Below are 16753 nucleotides of genomic sequence, written 5' to 3' on the forward strand. Positions count from 1 at the left end.
GGAGGGACATAAGTATGGAATGCATGAAATGTAAAGCGGAGATGTTGAAAGCAAAATTAAAAGGGGATGTAGTTGGTACTGTAGTTTACTTAACAACTAAGAAAGAAGGACTATTTGCAACAGAAAAAAATAGTTCGGTTTCTTGCTATGTGTGTCCTAAATGTGGATATATTGAATTAGCTGCTGATAATCCTCAAAATCTGATTTTGTAATTAAAGCAGATAAATACTATTTTGTAAGGGAAAGATACAAAGCCTGATGATAAGATTATGGATATAGGCTACGCAAAAGAATAAAGAGTTAAACAAATCGCAATTTGTCGGTCTCTTCCTACAAGAGAAGATATTGATAAAATCAGGATTTTTCGAGGTTGGAACATGGAGTATATTAGAGACAGAAAAAGCAATATTACGTTTAGCTTGCATGATAGCAGGATATTAAATATGGAAATAAGCAGAGATAATTTGTCTTTGCAGTTAGATCGAATATATCAATATGCTGGCGATGAAGAAAAATGGTATCAAGGAATAATTGAATTTACAAGAGTTGCTATAGATGAGTGCGACATAATGGTATTTAACACTCCTTATGGATACGATGGAGAGAAATCTTTTTCTGGAAAATCATTGTCTTTTGAAGAGTTTAGTGCACAATATCCGAATGCTGAGTTCGAAATTGTTACAGAAGGATATAGTGGATATGATACGGTATTTCAGGGGTGGATATGGCAGGGAGAAAATGATCCTATGTTTGGAATTATGAGAATATGGAATACGGGTGATATGATATATCGAGTCTAACAATTCAAGTTTGTAGGTTGCAAAATGGTCCCATGGGGACGGGGTTAGGGGTTCAGAAAAGAAATATGTTGTATATAAAAAGTATATCAATCCCGAATGTAAATCCCTATAAGGATATAGGGTTCCAAGGGTTTAACAATCGATTTTATTATATGGATACTGCTTGGGGCAGACATAGTTGCCCTATCGAAGAAGTAGAGTATGAAGCCTTTTTTGGACAACGCTATAAAAAGGACACGGAGATAGGCTATCTCGTGGATGAAACCTTGGCGAACATTCTACATAGATTAGGGCAAAGAGACTTCGATTTTATGCAAAAGTTATATTCGGATGCGGAGATGCACTTCGAAGACGGACAAGTTAAGTTCACCTATCTTCAGAAGTTTTCGAATCCGGATATACAAGGTTTTGACTACGTCTCTAAGACAGATTCTTTCCCTATCTCGGAAACCTATCACGCGTATATCAAGGGGTTACGTGAGGCTTATGAGAAGAGTCGTCAGCAGTAGTTGAAAGATGGTAAGGCTCTAAAGATGGACGAGTATAGCGAGGCAGGAGAGGAATATGAAACATTTTATATTTAAGAATCGGAGTTTGTAGGAGTGATAGAATTATGAATCCATGGGAAAAAATCAGTTTATCTGATTATGAAAATCATATGAGTCTTTCTTCCGTAAATCAACTTCAGGCTATGAACAAAATGATGAAGTTTCAGTTTGAAGCATATCCGGTAACATCGGCTATTGTATTCGGAGTTGCCGGTGGAAATGGCCTTGAACATGTAAATTTGAAAAAGTACAGCAAAATATACGGGATTGATATTAACAATGCATATTTGGATAACGTAAAAAAACGATATTCATTCATGCAGGACATTCTTGAATGTAAAAGGATTGACTTGACTTGTGAAACGGATATGTTGCCGGAGGCAGAACTGGTGATAGCAAATATAGTAATAGAATATGTAGGACTTGAGCCGTTCAAAAAGGGAATTATTAAAACTGGAGCCAGATATGTATCCTGCATTATTCAAATAAATACGGATGAAGAATCTTGGGTTTCTGATTCCCCATATCTTCATTCTTTTGACGGTCTTGATGCTGTACATCATCAGATGGAGGAACAATCTTTGGTAATGGCTATGAATGAAATCGGATTTGATCTGCTAAAAAAGGATGCGATGCCATTGCCAAATGGAAAGAAGCTTGTGATGCTTGATTTTGAACGTTAAATTCAAATTTCTCGGGGAGGATATAATATGAATATAGTAATATATGGTTCTCAATATGGTACAGCAAAGCGATATGCTGAAGAATTATCAAATCGTCTTGGATTTGAGTTGAAATCATATGAGGAAGTGGCAGACGTCAATTTATACGATACAATTGTTTATGTTGGTGCATTATATGCTGGCGGAGTACTGGGGATGAAAAAGACATTTAAAGGCATGAAGGATAGCAATGGACATACGATAGTAATTGCTACTGTGGGACTTGCAGATCCAACAGACAAGACGAATACGGACACTATAAAGAAGGGCATGAAGAATCAACTGCCAACAGAAGTATATGATAAAGCTTCTATTTTCTATTTGAGAGGTGGAATAGATTATTCAAAGCTAGGATTTAAGCACAAAACCATGATGGGAATGTTATATAAAAAAGCTGTAACACTGCCGGAAGACAAGAAAACTTCTGAAGTAAGGGCAATGATAGAAACCTATAATAAACAGGTGGATTTTGTGGATTTAATCACGCTAGAGCCAATTGTCAAAGCATGTTTTGAAATATAATTCTAGGTTATTGGTGCTGGTAATGTTAGAAGTAAAATGTTCAGATGATTATTTAGATATTAAAAATCTGTTTACTGAGTATTCCCAAATAAAAAGAGCGGAGGAAGAATTGTTATGAATTGTCCTAATTGTGGTAAAGAAATGAGATCGGGGATTGTCAGGGCAAATCCACTACGAGATAATAAAGTTTTTTGGTATCCTGAGAATTATAAAAATAAATCGATTATTAATGAGGAACCAGTAGCTCTTTCTTTACAGGCGGAAGGTTACTATTGTGATGAGTGTATGACTGCGTTTGCAAGTTTTCAGAAAAAAGAATATGGAAATATTGAACGTTTATTTTACAAGATATTTGATAAGGAGTATTAGAGTTAATAATAAAGACAACTTAGAAATCTAGACATTTATAGCATTATATTAAATAAATATCCTACATATTTGTTAAATATGTCCATTAATAATTAGGATATTAGTCTCGATATCTAAGTGTAAGAATTTTTACTAGGCTAGGGAAGCGCTTATTTCAACGGAATGAAGTTGAGATAGGCGCTTTTTTAGTTATCTACAACCCGCTCGGACCTTTCTGGAGAGCGGAGCAGCTTTGACTGACAGATGAGCTGCAGAAAGGAGTTTTATGGCAGAATATTTAGCAGAAAGCAATTATCTATTTCAGAGTAGTATTTCAAGTAGTTATCTTTATTTTTCGAATTTTGCAAATAAAGATACAAGCTTTGAAAATGCTTTGAAAACAACGTCAGATGAACAATTGAATACCCAGGAACTAACAGATGTAGGAGAAAATAAGGGAAATAGCTACACTCGCATTGTATCTGCAACAGTGATGAATAGTGAGTTGCGTACAACTACAGGTGAAGGTGGCATTACAGCATTTTCTTACCAGGGCGTGATGCAACAGTTTGAAATCAGAATAGATGTTAATGGTGATGATAGAAAGTACACAGCCATTGGCACAGATAAGGATGGAAAACCATTTGAAAAAGAGATAGATCCTTATAATGTTGACCCAACAGATGCAGATTTTACAGAGTTTGCTGCTTTATGCTCATATATTCGTGAAACTGAGAATCTTGCAGATGAGACAATGAAGTTTGTGGGAGATTTTGAGGTAAATGATATTTTCGAGAGTATGGATTATCTTACTGTTTTCTCTAGTGAAATGGGAAAGTATGAAAAGGCTGGAATGGGAAATCTTTCCTTGGAAAACTTCATGCCACATATCAATAAGCTGATGGAAACACTTATGGGCGTAACCATGGAGAAGTTCAACGTAAGTCTTGATACTGTTGTGGAAGAACCAGCTGAGATGCAGACAAAGGATTTAGGATTTGGATTTGTATTGTCACCAGGATCTGCCTTTGGAATGACCGCAACTCAGATTATTAATCCAGATTCAGATGATGTTATTGTTAGAGTGAAGATGTCGGAAGCAAGTGGAGGCGAGACTTTTGATGTTAATATCTCAGAGGTAGATCCAAGAAATGCAACGGCTGTTGAAATGTTTGCATATTGCCAGTACGCAGATTCTATTGGAAAAGGCATAGCAAAGAGCAATTTCCCGAGCTGGAACACGGTGAATAGATATATGGATCCAAGCGGAGTGTTTGAGTTTGATTCTGTTGAGCAGGCAGCTACGCAAAAATTCAATTGGGTTGAAGCAATTTCGGAATCGGATATCTATTATAAGCGTGAATCAACAGGTGAAATACTTGGTTCAAAAGATATTTTGGAAATGCTTATGGAGAGCTATAAGAAAATCCATGAGAAGGATGATGAAGATGGCGACTGGCGCAAAATGACTGATGAGGAATGGGAAAAACTCTTGGCAAGAGTTGATGCTGATATTGATGATATGGCAGAACGCGTTAAAGAGGAAACCGAGGCGGCTAAAGAAGCGCAAGCTAAAGCAGAATTAGAAAAAGAAGCAGAGCTGTTATAAATTGCAGGTGATTGCAGCAGTGACACTTAATGTGTCCTGCTGCTATTTTTTGACTTTAAAAATACAAGTCATATTTGGAATATTGGGGATAATATAGTAAGCTTTGTAGTAGCCTATGCAACTCAAGCGTATTTTTTGATTTTGGGATGTATGTTTGGTCATTTACTGAGAAAGAATCGATTGATTCTAGTTTATAGGTGCAACAAATGATTAAGACAAAGCGTTTATTATTGAGACGAGTAAAAAAAGAGGATTGGAAGTGGTAAATGTATGAAAATTGAACATGTAGCAATGTATGTTAATGATATGGAGAAGGCCAGAGATTTCTTTGTTAAATATCTTGATGGAAAATCTAATGATGGCTATCACAATGTAAAAACGGATTTCCGTTCTTACTTCATTTCTTTCGATGATGGGGCAAGATTGGAAATAATGAACAAACCGGATATGGCCGATGACGAGAAAGCCTTGAATCGTACAGGACTTATCCATATAGCTTTCTCTGTGGGAAGCAAAGAACGAGTAGATGAACTGACACATAGTCTTAGTGCTGATGGATTTGAGGTTGTAAGCGGACCAAGAACAACTGGAGATGGCTATTATGAAAGCTGCATTATTGCTATAGAAGGAAATCAGATAGAAATAACGATTTAATCCCATTTTATAAAAATAAAAAAAGGATATCCTTTTTTTGCGTGTAATATGTTCTTTAGAGGTGTCGTTTTATGCAAAAAAAGGGGGACAAAATGGGCACAATTCGAGAGATGATTGAGCAGATGGAGAGGGAAACTCTTAGCCCTTATGCTACACTCAATGAAAATTCACGTGGCCGAGAAAAAGACGAGCCACAGTGTGATATCAGACCTCTGTTTCAGAGGGATAGAGATAGAATTCTTCACAGTAAGGCATTTCGCCGTTTGAAGAATAAGACACAGGTCTTTCTTACTCCTCAGGGTGATCATTACAGAACAAGATTATCTCATACTCTAGAAGTTTCACAGAATGCCAGAACTATTGCAAAGGCTTTACGTCTCAATGAGGATTTGGTAGAAGCTATTGCATTAGGGCATGATTTAGGACACACACCATTTGGACATGCTGGCGAAGCTCAGCTAAATGAAATGTGTTCTACTGGTTTTGTGCACTCAGAGCAGAGCGTGCGCATTGTTGAAAAGCTTGAAAAAGGCGGTCAGGGACTTAACCTTACATGGGAAGTCAGAGACGGAATCCGCAATCATCAGACCAGCGGACATCCAGCTACACCAGAAGGCCAAATTGTTCGCCTTTCAGACAAGATTGCATATGTAAACAGCGATATAGATGATGCCATTCGTGCACACATCCTCACAGAAGAAAGTATTCCAATGGAGATTCGCAAGACTCTCGGTATGACTTCAGCAGTCAGATTGGATACTCTTATTCACGACGTTATTATAGAAAGCACTGACAGCCCTGTTATAAAGATGTCTCCTGAAATCGAGCAGGCTATGGCAGAGCTTCGCAAATTCATGTTTACGAATGTTTACAAGGATTCTGTGGCAAAGACAGAAGAAGTTAAGGCAAAGCGAATGATTCGTGAGTTGTATGAGTATTACACAGAACATTTCGAAGAATTGCCTACTCGCTATCGCGCCATGGAGGATGAGGGCGAAAGCCAGGAAAGAATTATTTGCGATTACATCTCCGGAATGACCGATCAGTATTGCATTACAAAGTTTAATGAATACTTCATGCCAAAAGCATGGGTCGTTGACGGATTCTAATATTATATTTTAGGGAGAATACATGCCTTATTATTCAGATGAAATCGTCGAGGAAGTCAGAACCAGAACTGACATAGTCGATGTTATTTCTCAATATGTTAACCTTCAAAAAAAGGGCAGCCAGTATTTTGGACTTTGTCCCTTTCATAATGAAAAAACAGGCTCATTCTCGGTAAGCCCACAAAAGCAGATGTATTATTGCTTTGGATGTGGAGCCGGAGGAAATGTTTTCAGCTTCCTTATGAACTATGAAAATATGACCTTCAAAGAAGCTATCGAAGAACTTGCTCCTAAGTGTGGCGTCACACTCCCACGGAGGGAAATGACCTACCAGGAGAGGCAGAGAGCGGATAGACGCAGTCGTTTATTTGAAATAAATAAAGAGGCTGCTGGATATTACTACAAGATGCTTCGCTCCAAAGAAGGCGAGCAAGCCATGGCCTACTTCACCAAGAGAGAGCTTACAGCTGATACACTTCACAAATTTGGTTTAGGGTGCACCAGCAAATACTCAGATTCCCTATACAAATACCTTAGAGGTAAGGGATATGAGGATGAGATTTTAAAGGATTGTGGTCTTATAACCATCGATGAAAAACGCGGTGGTCACGATAAATTTTGGAATCGTGCTATGTTTCCTATTTTCGATGCCAACGGCAAGGTTGTTGCTTTTGGTGGACGAGTTATGGGAGACGGCGAGCCAAAATATCTTAACTCTCCTGAGACAGAGATATTCAATAAGTCTAAGACCTTGTTTGGCTTATACTTGGCCAGAAAGACAAGGCGTCAGCAGTTTATCCTGTGTGAAGGCTATATGGATGTTATATCTTTGCATCAGGCAGGATTCGATAATGCAGTTGCCTCACTTGGTACGGCTCTTACAGAAGGCCATGCCGGCATGCTGAAGCGATATGTCAAAGACGTTTATCTCAGCTATGATTCCGATGGGGCAGGTCAGAAAGCTGCACTTCGAGCAATCCCAATTCTCAAAAATGCAGGCATTTCATGTAGGGTCATAAATATGTCACCTTACAAGGATCCTGATGAATTCATTAAAGCCTTAGGAGCAGAGGAATACGAAAAACGTATTCAGAATGCGGAAAATAGCTTTATGTATCAGGTGAGAATGCTTGAAAAGAATTACGATTTGACCGATCCTGAGAAAAAGTCCGACTTCCAAAAAGAAGTTGCAAGAATGATTGTTACAGAGTTTCCAACTCAGCTTGAAAGAGAGAACTACACTGAATCAGTGGCGGCTCGTTTCAACATACCTCGCGAAGCTCTTGGCAAATATATTATCGAGCTTGGACAATCTGGAATTACAGCAAAGAATCAAAATCAAAACCGTGATTCCGAGCGCCGCAGTACTCCAAAGCCAAAGGATGACGGCATGAAGATGTCCCAGCGCCTACTTCTTACCTGGCTTGTAGAAGATACAAGCATATATGGAAAGATACAGGAGTATGTTACACCTGACGATTTCGAGGAAGGTGTATACAAACAGGTAGCAGCAGAGGTATTCAAATATATTTCAGAAGGAAACACTGTTGATACCGCTCGAATAGTTGATTTATTTATGGAAGACGAGGACAGGCGAGTAGTAGCCGCTCTCTTCAATACAACTGTTGGAGAACTTACAGACAATACAGATCTTAGCAAAGCACTAAAAGAAACTTTGCTTAGAATAAAAAAACATTCACTGGAGCTTGCACAGAAAAATGGAGCAGATTTAAAGAGCTTGGTGGAAGGAAAGAAGAAGCTACAACGACTTGAGCGTTTAGAATTCTCACTATAGAAAGGAATAAAAATGGCAAAAAAGAAAGTTGAAGAACTAATCGAAAACCAGGATTTAGAAGCAGCTGCAGATGCATTTTTAGCAGAAGCAGACGAAGCTGAAGCAGAAGAGTCGGAGTCTGATGACAAAGATGTAAACTTCGCAGACTTAGAAGAGATTTCAGCAGAGGATCTTGAATTTAACGAGCATGATTTCGACAACATTGACGAGACAGCTGATGATGAGGACGTTGATGAGTTCCTTGCATCTGTAGGAGCAAAGACATCAGTTGATAGAGATGATGACGATGATGACGACGATGATGATCTTGATTCATTCGGAAGCGATGAATTAGATTCAAAGGTTACTGAGCTTGTAAAGATTGCAAAGTCTCAGAAGAGCATTATCGAGGACTATGAAATTTCAGAGTTCTTAAAGGATTACAAAATCGATGCAAAGCAGATGGAGCGTATCCTTACATACCTTGATAAGAGAGGTATCGATGTAAACTTCTCTTCAGGCCCATCTGATGCACTTCTTCTTGCTAGTGATGATGAGGATATCGAAGATATCGATATGTCAGTTCCTGATTCAGTAAGCATCGAAGATCCAGTTCGTATGTACCTTAAGGAAATTGGTAAGGTACCACTTCTTTCTGCAGAGGAAGAGGTTGAGCTTGCTCAGAGAATGGAAGATGGAGATCAGGAAGCAAAGAACAAGCTTGCTGAGGCAAACCTTCGTCTTGTTGTTTCTATTGCAAAACGTTACGTAGGTCGTGGAATGCTTTTCCTTGATCTTATTCAGGAAGGTAACCTTGGTCTTATGAAGGCTGTTGAAAAGTTCGATTATCACAAGGGTTACAAGTTCTCTACATATGCTACATGGTGGATTAGACAGGCTATCACTCGTGCTATTGCAGACCAGGCTCGTACAATCCGTATCCCTGTACATATGGTTGAAACAATCAACAAACTCATCAGAGTTTCTAGACAGTTACTTCAGGAGTACGGCCGCGAACCAACTCCAGAGGAAATTGCAGCAGCAATGGGCATTACAGTAGATAGAGTACACGAAATCTTAAAGATTTCTCAGGAGCCAGTTTCACTTGAGACTCCTATCGGTGAGGAGGAAGATAGCCACCTTGGTGATTTCCTTCCAGATGAAAATGTTCCAGTACCTGCTGAGGCTGCAACATTCACTCTTTTAAAGGAACAGCTTCACGAAGTTCTTGATACACTTACAGAGCGTGAGCAGCGTGTACTTATCCTGAGATTCGGTCTTGAGGATGGAAAGGCTCGCACACTTGAAGAGGTGGGTAAGGAATTCAACGTTACTCGTGAGCGTATTAGACAGATTGAGGCAAAGGCTCTTAGAAAGCTTCGTCACCCAAGCCGAAGCAGAAAGCTTAAGGATTACCTTGATCAGTAAAATCATGATTTAATTACAAGGTTTATACATAAATAAATGATAAAATTATCTCCAAGATTACAAATTATATATGACATGGTGCCTAAGTGTGGAACTGTTGCTGATGTGGGCTGTGACCATGGCTATCTTACAATTTCTCTTCTAGAGAATCATATCGTAAACAAAGCAATAGCTATGGACGTTAATAAAGGGCCACTTGAATCAGCAAAGGTTAATGTTGGGCAGGCTAATCTTTTAAATCAGGTTTCATTCAGATTGTCAGATGGATTGGCCAAGCTTGATGAGGCCGAGGCAGATGTCATATGTATTTGTGGTATGGGTGGTGCTTTAATAAAGAGGATTTTGGATGCTAGGCTCATGGTTGCAAAAAGTGCCAAGGCACTTATTTTGGAACCGCAGTCGGAATACAAGGCTCTTCGTGAGTATCTTGTGGATAACGGCTTTCAATTTCTCGATGAAAGTTTATGTACAGAAGAAGGCAAGATTTATCCAATAATGAAAGTTACATTTTCTGGTGAGCACACTGAGCTTTCAGATGCTGAGCTTGAATATGGACCAATCATTATTGAAAAGTCTCCGGATTTATTACAGTCTCTTTTAGAAAAAAATAAAAGGGAGTATACATCAATCCTCAATAAGCTTGAATCACTTCAAGGCGAAGAAGTCACTGACCCAATACAACATAGAAAAGCGATACTGCTAAATGAGCTTGAGCTTATAAAGCAAGTAGAGCTGAAACGGAGGAAGAGTCATGGCTAAAGTAATTATTAACGGTAAGGAAGAGACTTACGAAGACGGTACAAAGTTATTAGACATTGCAGAAGCTCATCAGGCTGATTATAAGGACGATATTGTCCTTGCTAAGTACAAAGGCAGTCTTACCGAGCTACACATGGCTGTATCTGGTGTCGCAGAGCTAGAATTCTTAACTACAGCAGATAAGGACGGCCGTAGAGCATACCGTAGAAGTGTAGTATTTTTACTTCAGCGAGCTCTTATGGATGTATATCCATTGCCAGCAAATCCATACCTTAGGGTGGAGCATTCCCTGGGACAGGGAGATTTCTGCACTATCGATGGTGTTGGCGAAATTACAGAGGAAAAGCTTGAAGAGCTTAAAAAAGTTATGCTGGATTTAGTTCAGCAGGATATTCCTCTTAAGAAATATTCAATTAAAACTAGCCAGGCAAAGGAATTGTTCCATAGCTTCAATATGAAGGATAAGGAGCAGCTGCTTAAATATCGTACAAGTTCCAATATAAATGTGTATGATTTGGATGGATGTATTGATTATTTCTACGGATACATGGTACCATCTACCAAGTATCTGCAGTATTTTGATTTGATGAAATTTGAGCATGGCTTTATGTTATTATTCCCTAATGCAAACAAGCTTAAGGGAGATTCAAGGACAGTTGCAGAGTTTACTAGTCCGATAAAGCTATTTTCAGTTCAGCAGGCATCATCCGAGTTTGGACGAACAATGGGAGTTCCTACTGTTGGTGCATTAAATGATGCTATAGCAAGTGGCAGAATAAAAGATATTGTCTTATCTCAAGAGGCTATCATGGAGCGTAATATTGGCGAGCTTGCTCGTACTATTGCTTCAAACAAGGATGTTAAGTTTGTTATGATGGCTGGTCCTTCATCATCAGGAAAGACCACATTTTCACACAAGCTTTCTGCTCAGCTTAGAGCTTTAGGCTGCGTGCCTCATCCAGTACCACTTGACGATTTCTATTTAAACCGTGATCAAATGCCTATAGATGAATATGGAGAAAAGGACTTTGAGTCAATAGAAGGCCTTGATATCCCATATTTTAACGAGTGCATGGTTAAGCTTTTGAAGGGCGAAAGAGTTCTTCTTCCAAATTTTAATTTCAAAATTGGAAAAAGAGAGTATAATGATCACTATATGCAGTTAGGAAAAAATGATATACTTGTTATCGAAGGAATTCATGGACTTAACGATCGAATGAGTGCATCACTTCCTGCTGAAAGCAAATACAAGATTTATCTTTCTGCATTAACTCAGCTTTCTATTGATGAACACAATCCACTTTCTACTGCTGATGGTAGATTGATTCGCAGAATTGTGCGAGATTCAAGAACGAGAGCTACATCTGCTGCAGAGACCATAGCAATGTGGGATTCTGTTCGAAGAGGAGAGGAAAAATACATTTTCCCATTCCAGGAGCAGGCTGATCATGTTTTCAATACAGCTTTAATATACGAGATGGCAGTGCTTAAGCTATATGTTGATCCACAGCTATACGCAATTCCGGCAGACCATCCAATGTATCCAGAGGCAAAGCGCCTCATAAAGCTTTTAGATTATTTCCTTCCAATGGCACCAGATGTTATTCCTAACAATTCACTGGTTCGCGAGTTTATTGGAGGAAGTTGTATTCTTTAATAATGTTTATAAAGGGCTAGATGAGTAGTCGCTGTTCTATTGTAATGATAGGAGAGAGGAAAGTCCGGGCTTCACAGGGCAAGGATGCCAGCTAACGGCTGGTGGAGGTAACTCCAAGGATAGTGCAACAGAAATAAACCGCCCATATTATTATGGGTAAGGGTGGAAAGGCGGTGTAAGAGACCACCGTTTCGTTGGTAACAACGAAAGCCATGTAAACCCCATCCGAAGCAAGTTCTAAAAAGTGCGTACGCGGCCCGCCAGCACTAGGTTGAACGCTTGAGGTTATTGGCGACAGTAATCCTAGATAGATGACTACTTTAAAAGACATAACCCGGCTCACAGTCTAACCCTTTTCTTTTTTTCTTATAATTTGTCAGAATGTTGTCATTTTTTACAAATTCCATCTTACAATTTTAAATATTCGTGGGAATAATTCACGAATGTGAATTTTTTGTGTCTAGACAAGGTAAATCGTGCTATAATAGACCTATCGAAACTATATCTTAGGGGAATAGGAGTTATGGAGGTACTTGTTGTAATGGTTTAGAAGGATGGTGTAAAATGGAATATCAAGTAGGCGATTATTTAGTTCATGAGGGCAGTGGTGTTTGTCAGATTGAAGATATTGATGACATGGAACTTATGGGCAAAGGTTCTCGCAAAACTTATTACTGCATGTCGCCTGTATTTAAGGCAGGGGCAAAGGTATTTACTCCAATTAGTGGCTCAACAGTTAGGCTACGTCCAGTAGCAAAGCAGGAGACTTTTACTAGAATTCTTGAAAACATTGACAACATTGAGTGCATTGAGGAGCCAAACGAAAGAGCTCTTCAGGAAAAATTTAAAGAAGTGATGGGTGAGTTTACACCAGAGTCTTTGGCTCAGGTCGTAAAGACAGTACTTATCAGAAAGTGGCAGAGAATTGCCGCTGGCAAAAAGGTAATGGCCCTTGATGAAAAGACACTTTCAGTTGCAGGTCGCAAGCTTTACGAGGAAATGGCTTTTTCAATGGGTAAGGATATTACATTTGCTCAGAATCTTTTTGAGGAAGCTGTCAAAACACACACCGCAAATTCTGTATTAATAGGTGCATAATATATGATAGCTTACAAAGCAATTACAGAACATATTAAAAATAATAATGGTCTTGTTACAGCTCTTAATGTGCTGGACAAGGCCATTACTTATATTACAGTCTTGCTGTATGCAGGATATCTTGTTTACGGGGCGTTCTTTGAACCTTCAGGAGATTACAATATTTTGTATAGAAGTATTCTAATTCCTGGGGTTTCTTTTGTTATCGTTTCTCTTTTTAGAAAAATCATTAGTGCCCCAAGACCATACGAAGTATATGATTTTGTCCCAGCCTTAAATAAAGACACAAAGGGAAAAAGCTTTCCAAGTAGACATGTATTCTCTATTTTTATGGTAGCTTTTACAATCATGCAGTCATCGGTGGCATTAGCAGTGTTTGTGATTATCCTTGGGGTAGCGCTTGCAGTAATAAGAGTTATTGGCGGTGTGCATTTCATTAAGGATGTAATTGCAGGTTTTGCGATTGCTCTCATAATTGCAGTTAGTTGTTATGGTATTTTATGTGGCGTTTTTGGCCTCATTATGCTACCATTTTAATTAGGATTATATTGTAGGAGCAATTATATTATATGAAAAAAAGTGCAAAGAAAGCCTTAGCTGTGCTATTTAGCGTTCTTGGCACAGTCCTCGGCTTATATATTGGAGGCTATTGGCTATTTGTTCGGCCAGTTTATTGGCTAGTTACAGGTTTTACTGGTGGTACCCTTACAGCCGGCAATTTAATAATAAACGTTATCAAGATATTTATTGCATCCACCATTGGAGGAGGTATTTGGTGTGTATGTGATATTATTGCAGGGCATTTTAGGGACGATCCTAGAGATGATTGATTTTTGGGGATTATTGCAGCGCTAGCTGTTGATAATAAATCATGAAACTTAAATGATTGGGGGTAAAATGTAATGACTGGAAACGTAATTGTGGGACAATCAGGCGGACCGACCGCCGCAATCAACTCTTCATTAGCAGGAGTGTTCAGAACAGCAAAAGACCGTGGTGCTGGCAAAGTATACGGCATGCTCCACGGAATCAAAGGTTTGATGGAAGAGGATTATATTGACCTTTCAGATTTCATCAAAAATGATTTGGATGTTGAGCTTTTAAAGCGAACTCCAGCTGCGTATCTTGGTTCATGTCGCTTCAAACTTCCTGAAATTCACAAAGACATGGCAACCTACGAAAAAATATTTTCAATTCTTAACAAGCTCGAAATTGAGGCGTTAATTTACATTGGTGGTAATGATTCTATGGATACCATCAAGAAGCTCTCTGATTACGCCATTCTTACAGGTTCCGAAATTAGATTTATAGGATGTCCTAAGACTATCGATAATGATTTAGCACTTACTGACCATACACCTGGATTTGGTAGTGCTGCTAAATATATTGGTACATCAGTTAAAGAGATTATCCGCGATGGCCACTGCCTTGAATATGACAAAGGCCTTGTTACAATTGTGGAAATCATGGGACGTAATGCTGGCTGGCTTACAGGCGCATCTATTCTTGCAAAAGGAGAGGATTGCGAGGGACCAGATTTAATTTATTTACCAGAAGTACCTTTTGACCTTAATAAGTTTAAGGAAAGAGTTGTAAAACTTCTTAAAACACAGTCATCAGTTGTTGTATGTATTTCAGAGGGTATTCATACAAAAGAAGGTAAATATGTATGTGAGCTAGGTGATAATGTTGAATTCGTAGATGCATTTAATCACAAACAGCTTACAGGAACAGCTGCTTATCTTTGCAATTTTATTGGAAGGGAGCTTGGCTGCAAGACTAGAGCTATTGAGCTTTCTACACTTCAGAGAGCTGGCTCACATTTAGCTTCACGTGTAGATATTCTTGAAGCATATCAGGTTGGTGGTGCTGCCGTTCTTGCTGCAGATGAGGGGGACACAGGTAAGATGGTTACACTTACTCGCCATTCAGATGATCCTTATCAGTGTGGTACAGAGGTTAAGGATGTTCACAAGATTGCTAATGACGAAAAGCTTGTACCTAGAAATTGGATTACACATGATGGCACATATGTAACAGAAGCCTTTATTACATATGTTAGACCACTGATACAAGGGGATGTATCACCTATCATGGTAGATGGTATTCCAAGACATATTTACAGACCGGTTAAAAAATAGTTAATGAGGGGTATGGAGGAGAAAAATGCAGGTATTTCATGGAACAATAATCACTTGTGATGAAAACAATACAATTGCTAATTACTTGGTTGAAAGGGAAGGACGTATTGCTTATATTGGCAACACATTACCAACTCAGTATGAGGTGGTTCCTCCTATCGAGTTAGGCAAAAATGTTGCTTTGCCTGCATTTGTGGATACCCATACACATTATTCCGGCTTTTCTGTATTGCATAAGATGTTTCCAATAAACGATACTGATTCCAATGCGAAGATATTGGAACAGTTGGAAAAATATGCAAAAGAATCAAGAGAGAGTATAATCGTAGGCTTTGGTGCAACAGAGTTTTCTGTTTCAGAAGGATATTTAATTCTTAGAGAACAGATGGATACGGCTTGTCCTGAAAAGGCCGCATTTATCATAAAACATGATGCCCATTCAGGTGTTGCTAATAGTCTTTTTATTGAGGCTGTTAAGTCTAGGGCAGAAAATCTTAGAGGATTCAATCCTGTTACAGGAGAATTGAAACAGGAAGCTTTTGCTGCCGCCTGCGAATTTATAACTCATGGCCTATCTACTAAAAAAGTCATTGATTCTATGATGGAGACAGCAGATTTCCTTGCAAGCAGAGGCGTTGGATTGATTTGCTCAGCTAGTGGATTAGGATTTATACGTGACTATGATTTTGATATGGAGCGTTCAGTAGCAAAGGGCCTTGATAATGGTATGCAATTGCGCATTGCACATCAGTGTTCAAATGTGGATAAGATTACTAAAAAAGATGTGAATCGTGTAGTATTTGCAGATTTGGATGGTACTTTCGCTAATCTAGATGCAGCCTTAATGGATGACTATGCTACTGTAAAAAATAAAGGCGTTTCATATTATGACGATGTGGATGTTCAAAAATTCTGTATTAATGCCAACAGAGCAGGCTACCAAATAGCTTTACATGCAGTTGGTGATGCTGCCTTTGAGCAGGCGGTAAATGCCATTGCATTGGCACTGGAGGATTATCCACGATACGACCACAGACACATAATTTTACATGGTTCACTTCCAACAGAGCGTGCCTTAAAGACCTGCAAGAGATACAACATTATGATTTCAGCTAGGCCTTCTATGTTGTCGCATATCTCTGGAGTTGATGAATTTGTTAAAGAGATGCTGTCGGATGAGAGATTTTCAAGAATTAATCCGCTTAAGACAATCAATGACTTGGGAATAAAGGTGTGCTTCAATTCAGACGCACCAGCATCTGATCCAAATCCAATTATGTGGATTCATGATGCTTGTAACAACAGAAATCCAGAAGAGTCTGTGTCTGTTTTTGATGCCCTTAGAATGGCTACATATAATGGAGCCTACTCTTTATTTGACGAGAAAGAGAGAGGGTCATTGGAGATGGGCAAAAGCTGTGATATAGTTATTCTTGATTCAAATCCATACGAGGTTCCAGTGGAAGAATTAAAGAATATTAGTGTTGCAGAATTATATTTGAAGGGAAAGCCATACCAGAGATCTAGAATGGGATCTATGGCAACCATGCTACGTGGTATGTTCCCTCAATAATCACTAGGAGT

Annotated in this window: 18 protein-coding genes and 1 other RNA gene; all 19 read left to right on the top strand. The window is 38.8% G+C overall.

Going from position 1 to position 16753, the window contains the following annotated elements:
- Window positions 1-14 precede the first annotated feature (14 nt).
- The 19 genes from BMY66_RS07555 to BMY66_RS07645 all read left to right on the top strand — a co-directional run bounded on the left by BMY66_RS07555 (window position 15) and on the right by BMY66_RS07645 (window position 16742).
- On the top strand, window positions 15-212 hold the full coding sequence (locus tag BMY66_RS07555; RefSeq protein WP_090394743.1) for a hypothetical protein: 198 nt from the start codon (window positions 15-17) through the stop codon (window positions 210-212).
- Between the two features lie 165 nt (window positions 213-377).
- On the top strand, window positions 378-800 hold the full coding sequence (locus BMY66_RS07560) for a hypothetical protein (RefSeq protein WP_090394744.1): 423 nt from the start codon (window positions 378-380) through the stop codon (window positions 798-800).
- Window positions 801-952: 152 nt separating this feature from the next.
- Complete coding sequence (locus BMY66_RS07565; protein WP_143064516.1) at window positions 953-1309, top strand: hypothetical protein; 357 nt, start codon at window positions 953-955, stop codon at window positions 1307-1309.
- A 104-nt stretch (window positions 1310-1413) separates the two neighbouring features.
- Complete coding sequence (locus tag BMY66_RS07570; protein ID WP_090394746.1) at window positions 1414-2031, top strand: methyltransferase type 11; 618 nt, start codon at window positions 1414-1416, stop codon at window positions 2029-2031.
- A gap of 27 nt (window positions 2032-2058) precedes the next feature.
- Window positions 2059-2592 carry a flavodoxin domain-containing protein gene (locus BMY66_RS07575; RefSeq protein ID WP_090394747.1) on the top strand — a complete coding sequence of 178 codons (534 nt, stop codon included), beginning with the start codon at window positions 2059-2061 and terminating at the stop codon, window positions 2590-2592.
- A 114-nt stretch (window positions 2593-2706) separates the two neighbouring features.
- Window positions 2707-2961: a PF20097 family protein gene (locus tag BMY66_RS07580; RefSeq protein ID WP_090394748.1), complete on the top strand. Its 255-nt coding sequence runs from the start codon at window positions 2707-2709 to the stop codon at window positions 2959-2961.
- A 265-nt stretch (window positions 2962-3226) separates the two neighbouring features.
- Complete coding sequence (locus BMY66_RS07585; protein WP_090394749.1) at window positions 3227-4549, top strand: hypothetical protein; 1323 nt, start codon at window positions 3227-3229, stop codon at window positions 4547-4549.
- Window positions 4550-4819: 270 nt separating this feature from the next.
- Window positions 4820-5203 carry a VOC family protein gene (locus BMY66_RS07590; protein ID WP_090394750.1) on the top strand — a complete coding sequence of 128 codons (384 nt, stop codon included), beginning with the start codon at window positions 4820-4822 and terminating at the stop codon, window positions 5201-5203.
- A gap of 92 nt (window positions 5204-5295) precedes the next feature.
- Window positions 5296-6312: a deoxyguanosinetriphosphate triphosphohydrolase gene (locus BMY66_RS07595; RefSeq protein ID WP_090394751.1), complete on the top strand. Its 1017-nt coding sequence runs from the start codon at window positions 5296-5298 to the stop codon at window positions 6310-6312.
- 22 nt (window positions 6313-6334) lie between these two features.
- Complete coding sequence (gene dnaG / locus BMY66_RS07600) at window positions 6335-8107, top strand: DNA primase (RefSeq protein WP_090394752.1); 1773 nt, start codon at window positions 6335-6337, stop codon at window positions 8105-8107.
- Window positions 8108-8119: 12 nt separating this feature from the next.
- Window positions 8120-9514 carry an RNA polymerase sigma factor RpoD gene (gene rpoD, locus BMY66_RS07605; protein ID WP_330371752.1) on the top strand — a complete coding sequence of 465 codons (1395 nt, stop codon included), beginning with the start codon at window positions 8120-8122 and terminating at the stop codon, window positions 9512-9514.
- Window positions 9515-9550: 36 nt separating this feature from the next.
- The gene (locus BMY66_RS07610; RefSeq protein ID WP_090394753.1) at window positions 9551-10273 is read left to right on the top strand and encodes a tRNA (adenine(22)-N(1))-methyltransferase; all 723 of its coding nucleotides are present in this window, start codon (window positions 9551-9553) and stop codon (window positions 10271-10273) included.
- Window positions 10266-11930 (top strand): nucleoside kinase, encoded by a 1665-nt coding sequence (locus tag BMY66_RS07615; protein WP_044938074.1) that lies wholly within the window; start codon window positions 10266-10268, stop codon window positions 11928-11930. The genes BMY66_RS07610 and BMY66_RS07615 overlap by 8 nt, the downstream gene beginning before the upstream one ends.
- A 12-nt stretch (window positions 11931-11942) precedes the next feature.
- Window positions 11943-12288, top strand: an RNA gene (rnpB, locus tag BMY66_RS07620) — RNase P RNA component class A.
- 206 nt (window positions 12289-12494) lie between these two features.
- Entirely contained in the window at window positions 12495-13028 is a 534-nt protein-coding gene (locus BMY66_RS07625) for a CarD family transcriptional regulator (protein WP_044938072.1), read from the top strand.
- Window positions 13029-13031: 3 nt separating this feature from the next.
- A complete protein-coding gene (locus BMY66_RS07630) occupies window positions 13032-13565 on the top strand; it encodes a phosphatase PAP2 family protein (RefSeq protein WP_044938070.1) in 534 nt (177 codons plus the stop codon).
- A 32-nt stretch (window positions 13566-13597) separates the two neighbouring features.
- A complete protein-coding gene (locus BMY66_RS07635; protein ID WP_033154449.1) occupies window positions 13598-13858 on the top strand; it encodes a hypothetical protein in 261 nt (86 codons plus the stop codon).
- 72 nt (window positions 13859-13930) lie between these two features.
- Entirely contained in the window at window positions 13931-15169 is a 1239-nt protein-coding gene (locus BMY66_RS07640; protein ID WP_044938066.1) for a 6-phosphofructokinase, read from the top strand.
- A gap of 25 nt (window positions 15170-15194) precedes the next feature.
- A complete protein-coding gene (locus BMY66_RS07645; RefSeq protein WP_044938064.1) occupies window positions 15195-16742 on the top strand; it encodes an amidohydrolase in 1548 nt (515 codons plus the stop codon).
- Window positions 16743-16753 lie beyond the last annotated feature (11 nt).

Origin of the sequence: Pseudobutyrivibrio sp. C4 (assembly GCF_900111635.1) — a bacterium.
Classification (GTDB): domain Bacteria; phylum Bacillota; class Clostridia; order Lachnospirales; family Lachnospiraceae; genus Pseudobutyrivibrio; species Pseudobutyrivibrio ruminis.

What these genes read in the sequence shown, in the direction of transcription:
- BMY66_RS07625 (WP_044938072.1), top strand. Translation starts at nt 12,495, where the DNA reads ATGGAATATCAAGTAGGCGATTATTTAGTTCATGAGGGCAGTGGTGTT.
- BMY66_RS07630 (WP_044938070.1), top strand. Translation starts at nt 13,032, where the DNA reads ATGATAGCTTACAAAGCAATTACAGAACATATTAAAAATAATAATGGT.
- BMY66_RS07590 (WP_090394750.1), top strand. Translation starts at nt 4,820, where the DNA reads ATGAAAATTGAACATGTAGCAATGTATGTTAATGATATGGAGAAGGCC.
- BMY66_RS07615 (WP_044938074.1), top strand. Translation starts at nt 10,266, where the DNA reads ATGGCTAAAGTAATTATTAACGGTAAGGAAGAGACTTACGAAGACGGT.
- dnaG (WP_090394752.1), top strand. Translation starts at nt 6,335, where the DNA reads ATGCCTTATTATTCAGATGAAATCGTCGAGGAAGTCAGAACCAGAACT.
- BMY66_RS07645 (WP_044938064.1), top strand. Translation starts at nt 15,195, where the DNA reads ATGCAGGTATTTCATGGAACAATAATCACTTGTGATGAAAACAATACA.
- BMY66_RS07595 (WP_090394751.1), top strand. Translation starts at nt 5,296, where the DNA reads ATGGGCACAATTCGAGAGATGATTGAGCAGATGGAGAGGGAAACTCTT.
- BMY66_RS07635 (WP_033154449.1), top strand. Translation starts at nt 13,598, where the DNA reads ATGAAAAAAAGTGCAAAGAAAGCCTTAGCTGTGCTATTTAGCGTTCTT.
- BMY66_RS07580 (WP_090394748.1), top strand. Translation starts at nt 2,707, where the DNA reads ATGAATTGTCCTAATTGTGGTAAAGAAATGAGATCGGGGATTGTCAGG.
- BMY66_RS07570 (WP_090394746.1), top strand. Translation starts at nt 1,414, where the DNA reads ATGAATCCATGGGAAAAAATCAGTTTATCTGATTATGAAAATCATATG.
- BMY66_RS07640 (WP_044938066.1), top strand. Translation starts at nt 13,931, where the DNA reads ATGACTGGAAACGTAATTGTGGGACAATCAGGCGGACCGACCGCCGCA.
- BMY66_RS07610 (WP_090394753.1), top strand. Translation starts at nt 9,551, where the DNA reads ATGATAAAATTATCTCCAAGATTACAAATTATATATGACATGGTGCCT.
- BMY66_RS07585 (WP_090394749.1), top strand. Translation starts at nt 3,227, where the DNA reads ATGGCAGAATATTTAGCAGAAAGCAATTATCTATTTCAGAGTAGTATT.
- rpoD (WP_330371752.1), top strand. Translation starts at nt 8,120, where the DNA reads ATGGCAAAAAAGAAAGTTGAAGAACTAATCGAAAACCAGGATTTAGAA.
- BMY66_RS07565 (WP_143064516.1), top strand. Translation starts at nt 953, where the DNA reads ATGGATACTGCTTGGGGCAGACATAGTTGCCCTATCGAAGAAGTAGAG.
- BMY66_RS07575 (WP_090394747.1), top strand. Translation starts at nt 2,059, where the DNA reads ATGAATATAGTAATATATGGTTCTCAATATGGTACAGCAAAGCGATAT.
- BMY66_RS07560 (WP_090394744.1), top strand. Translation starts at nt 378, where the DNA reads ATGGAGTATATTAGAGACAGAAAAAGCAATATTACGTTTAGCTTGCAT.
- BMY66_RS07555 (WP_090394743.1), top strand. Translation starts at nt 15, where the DNA reads ATGGAATGCATGAAATGTAAAGCGGAGATGTTGAAAGCAAAATTAAAA.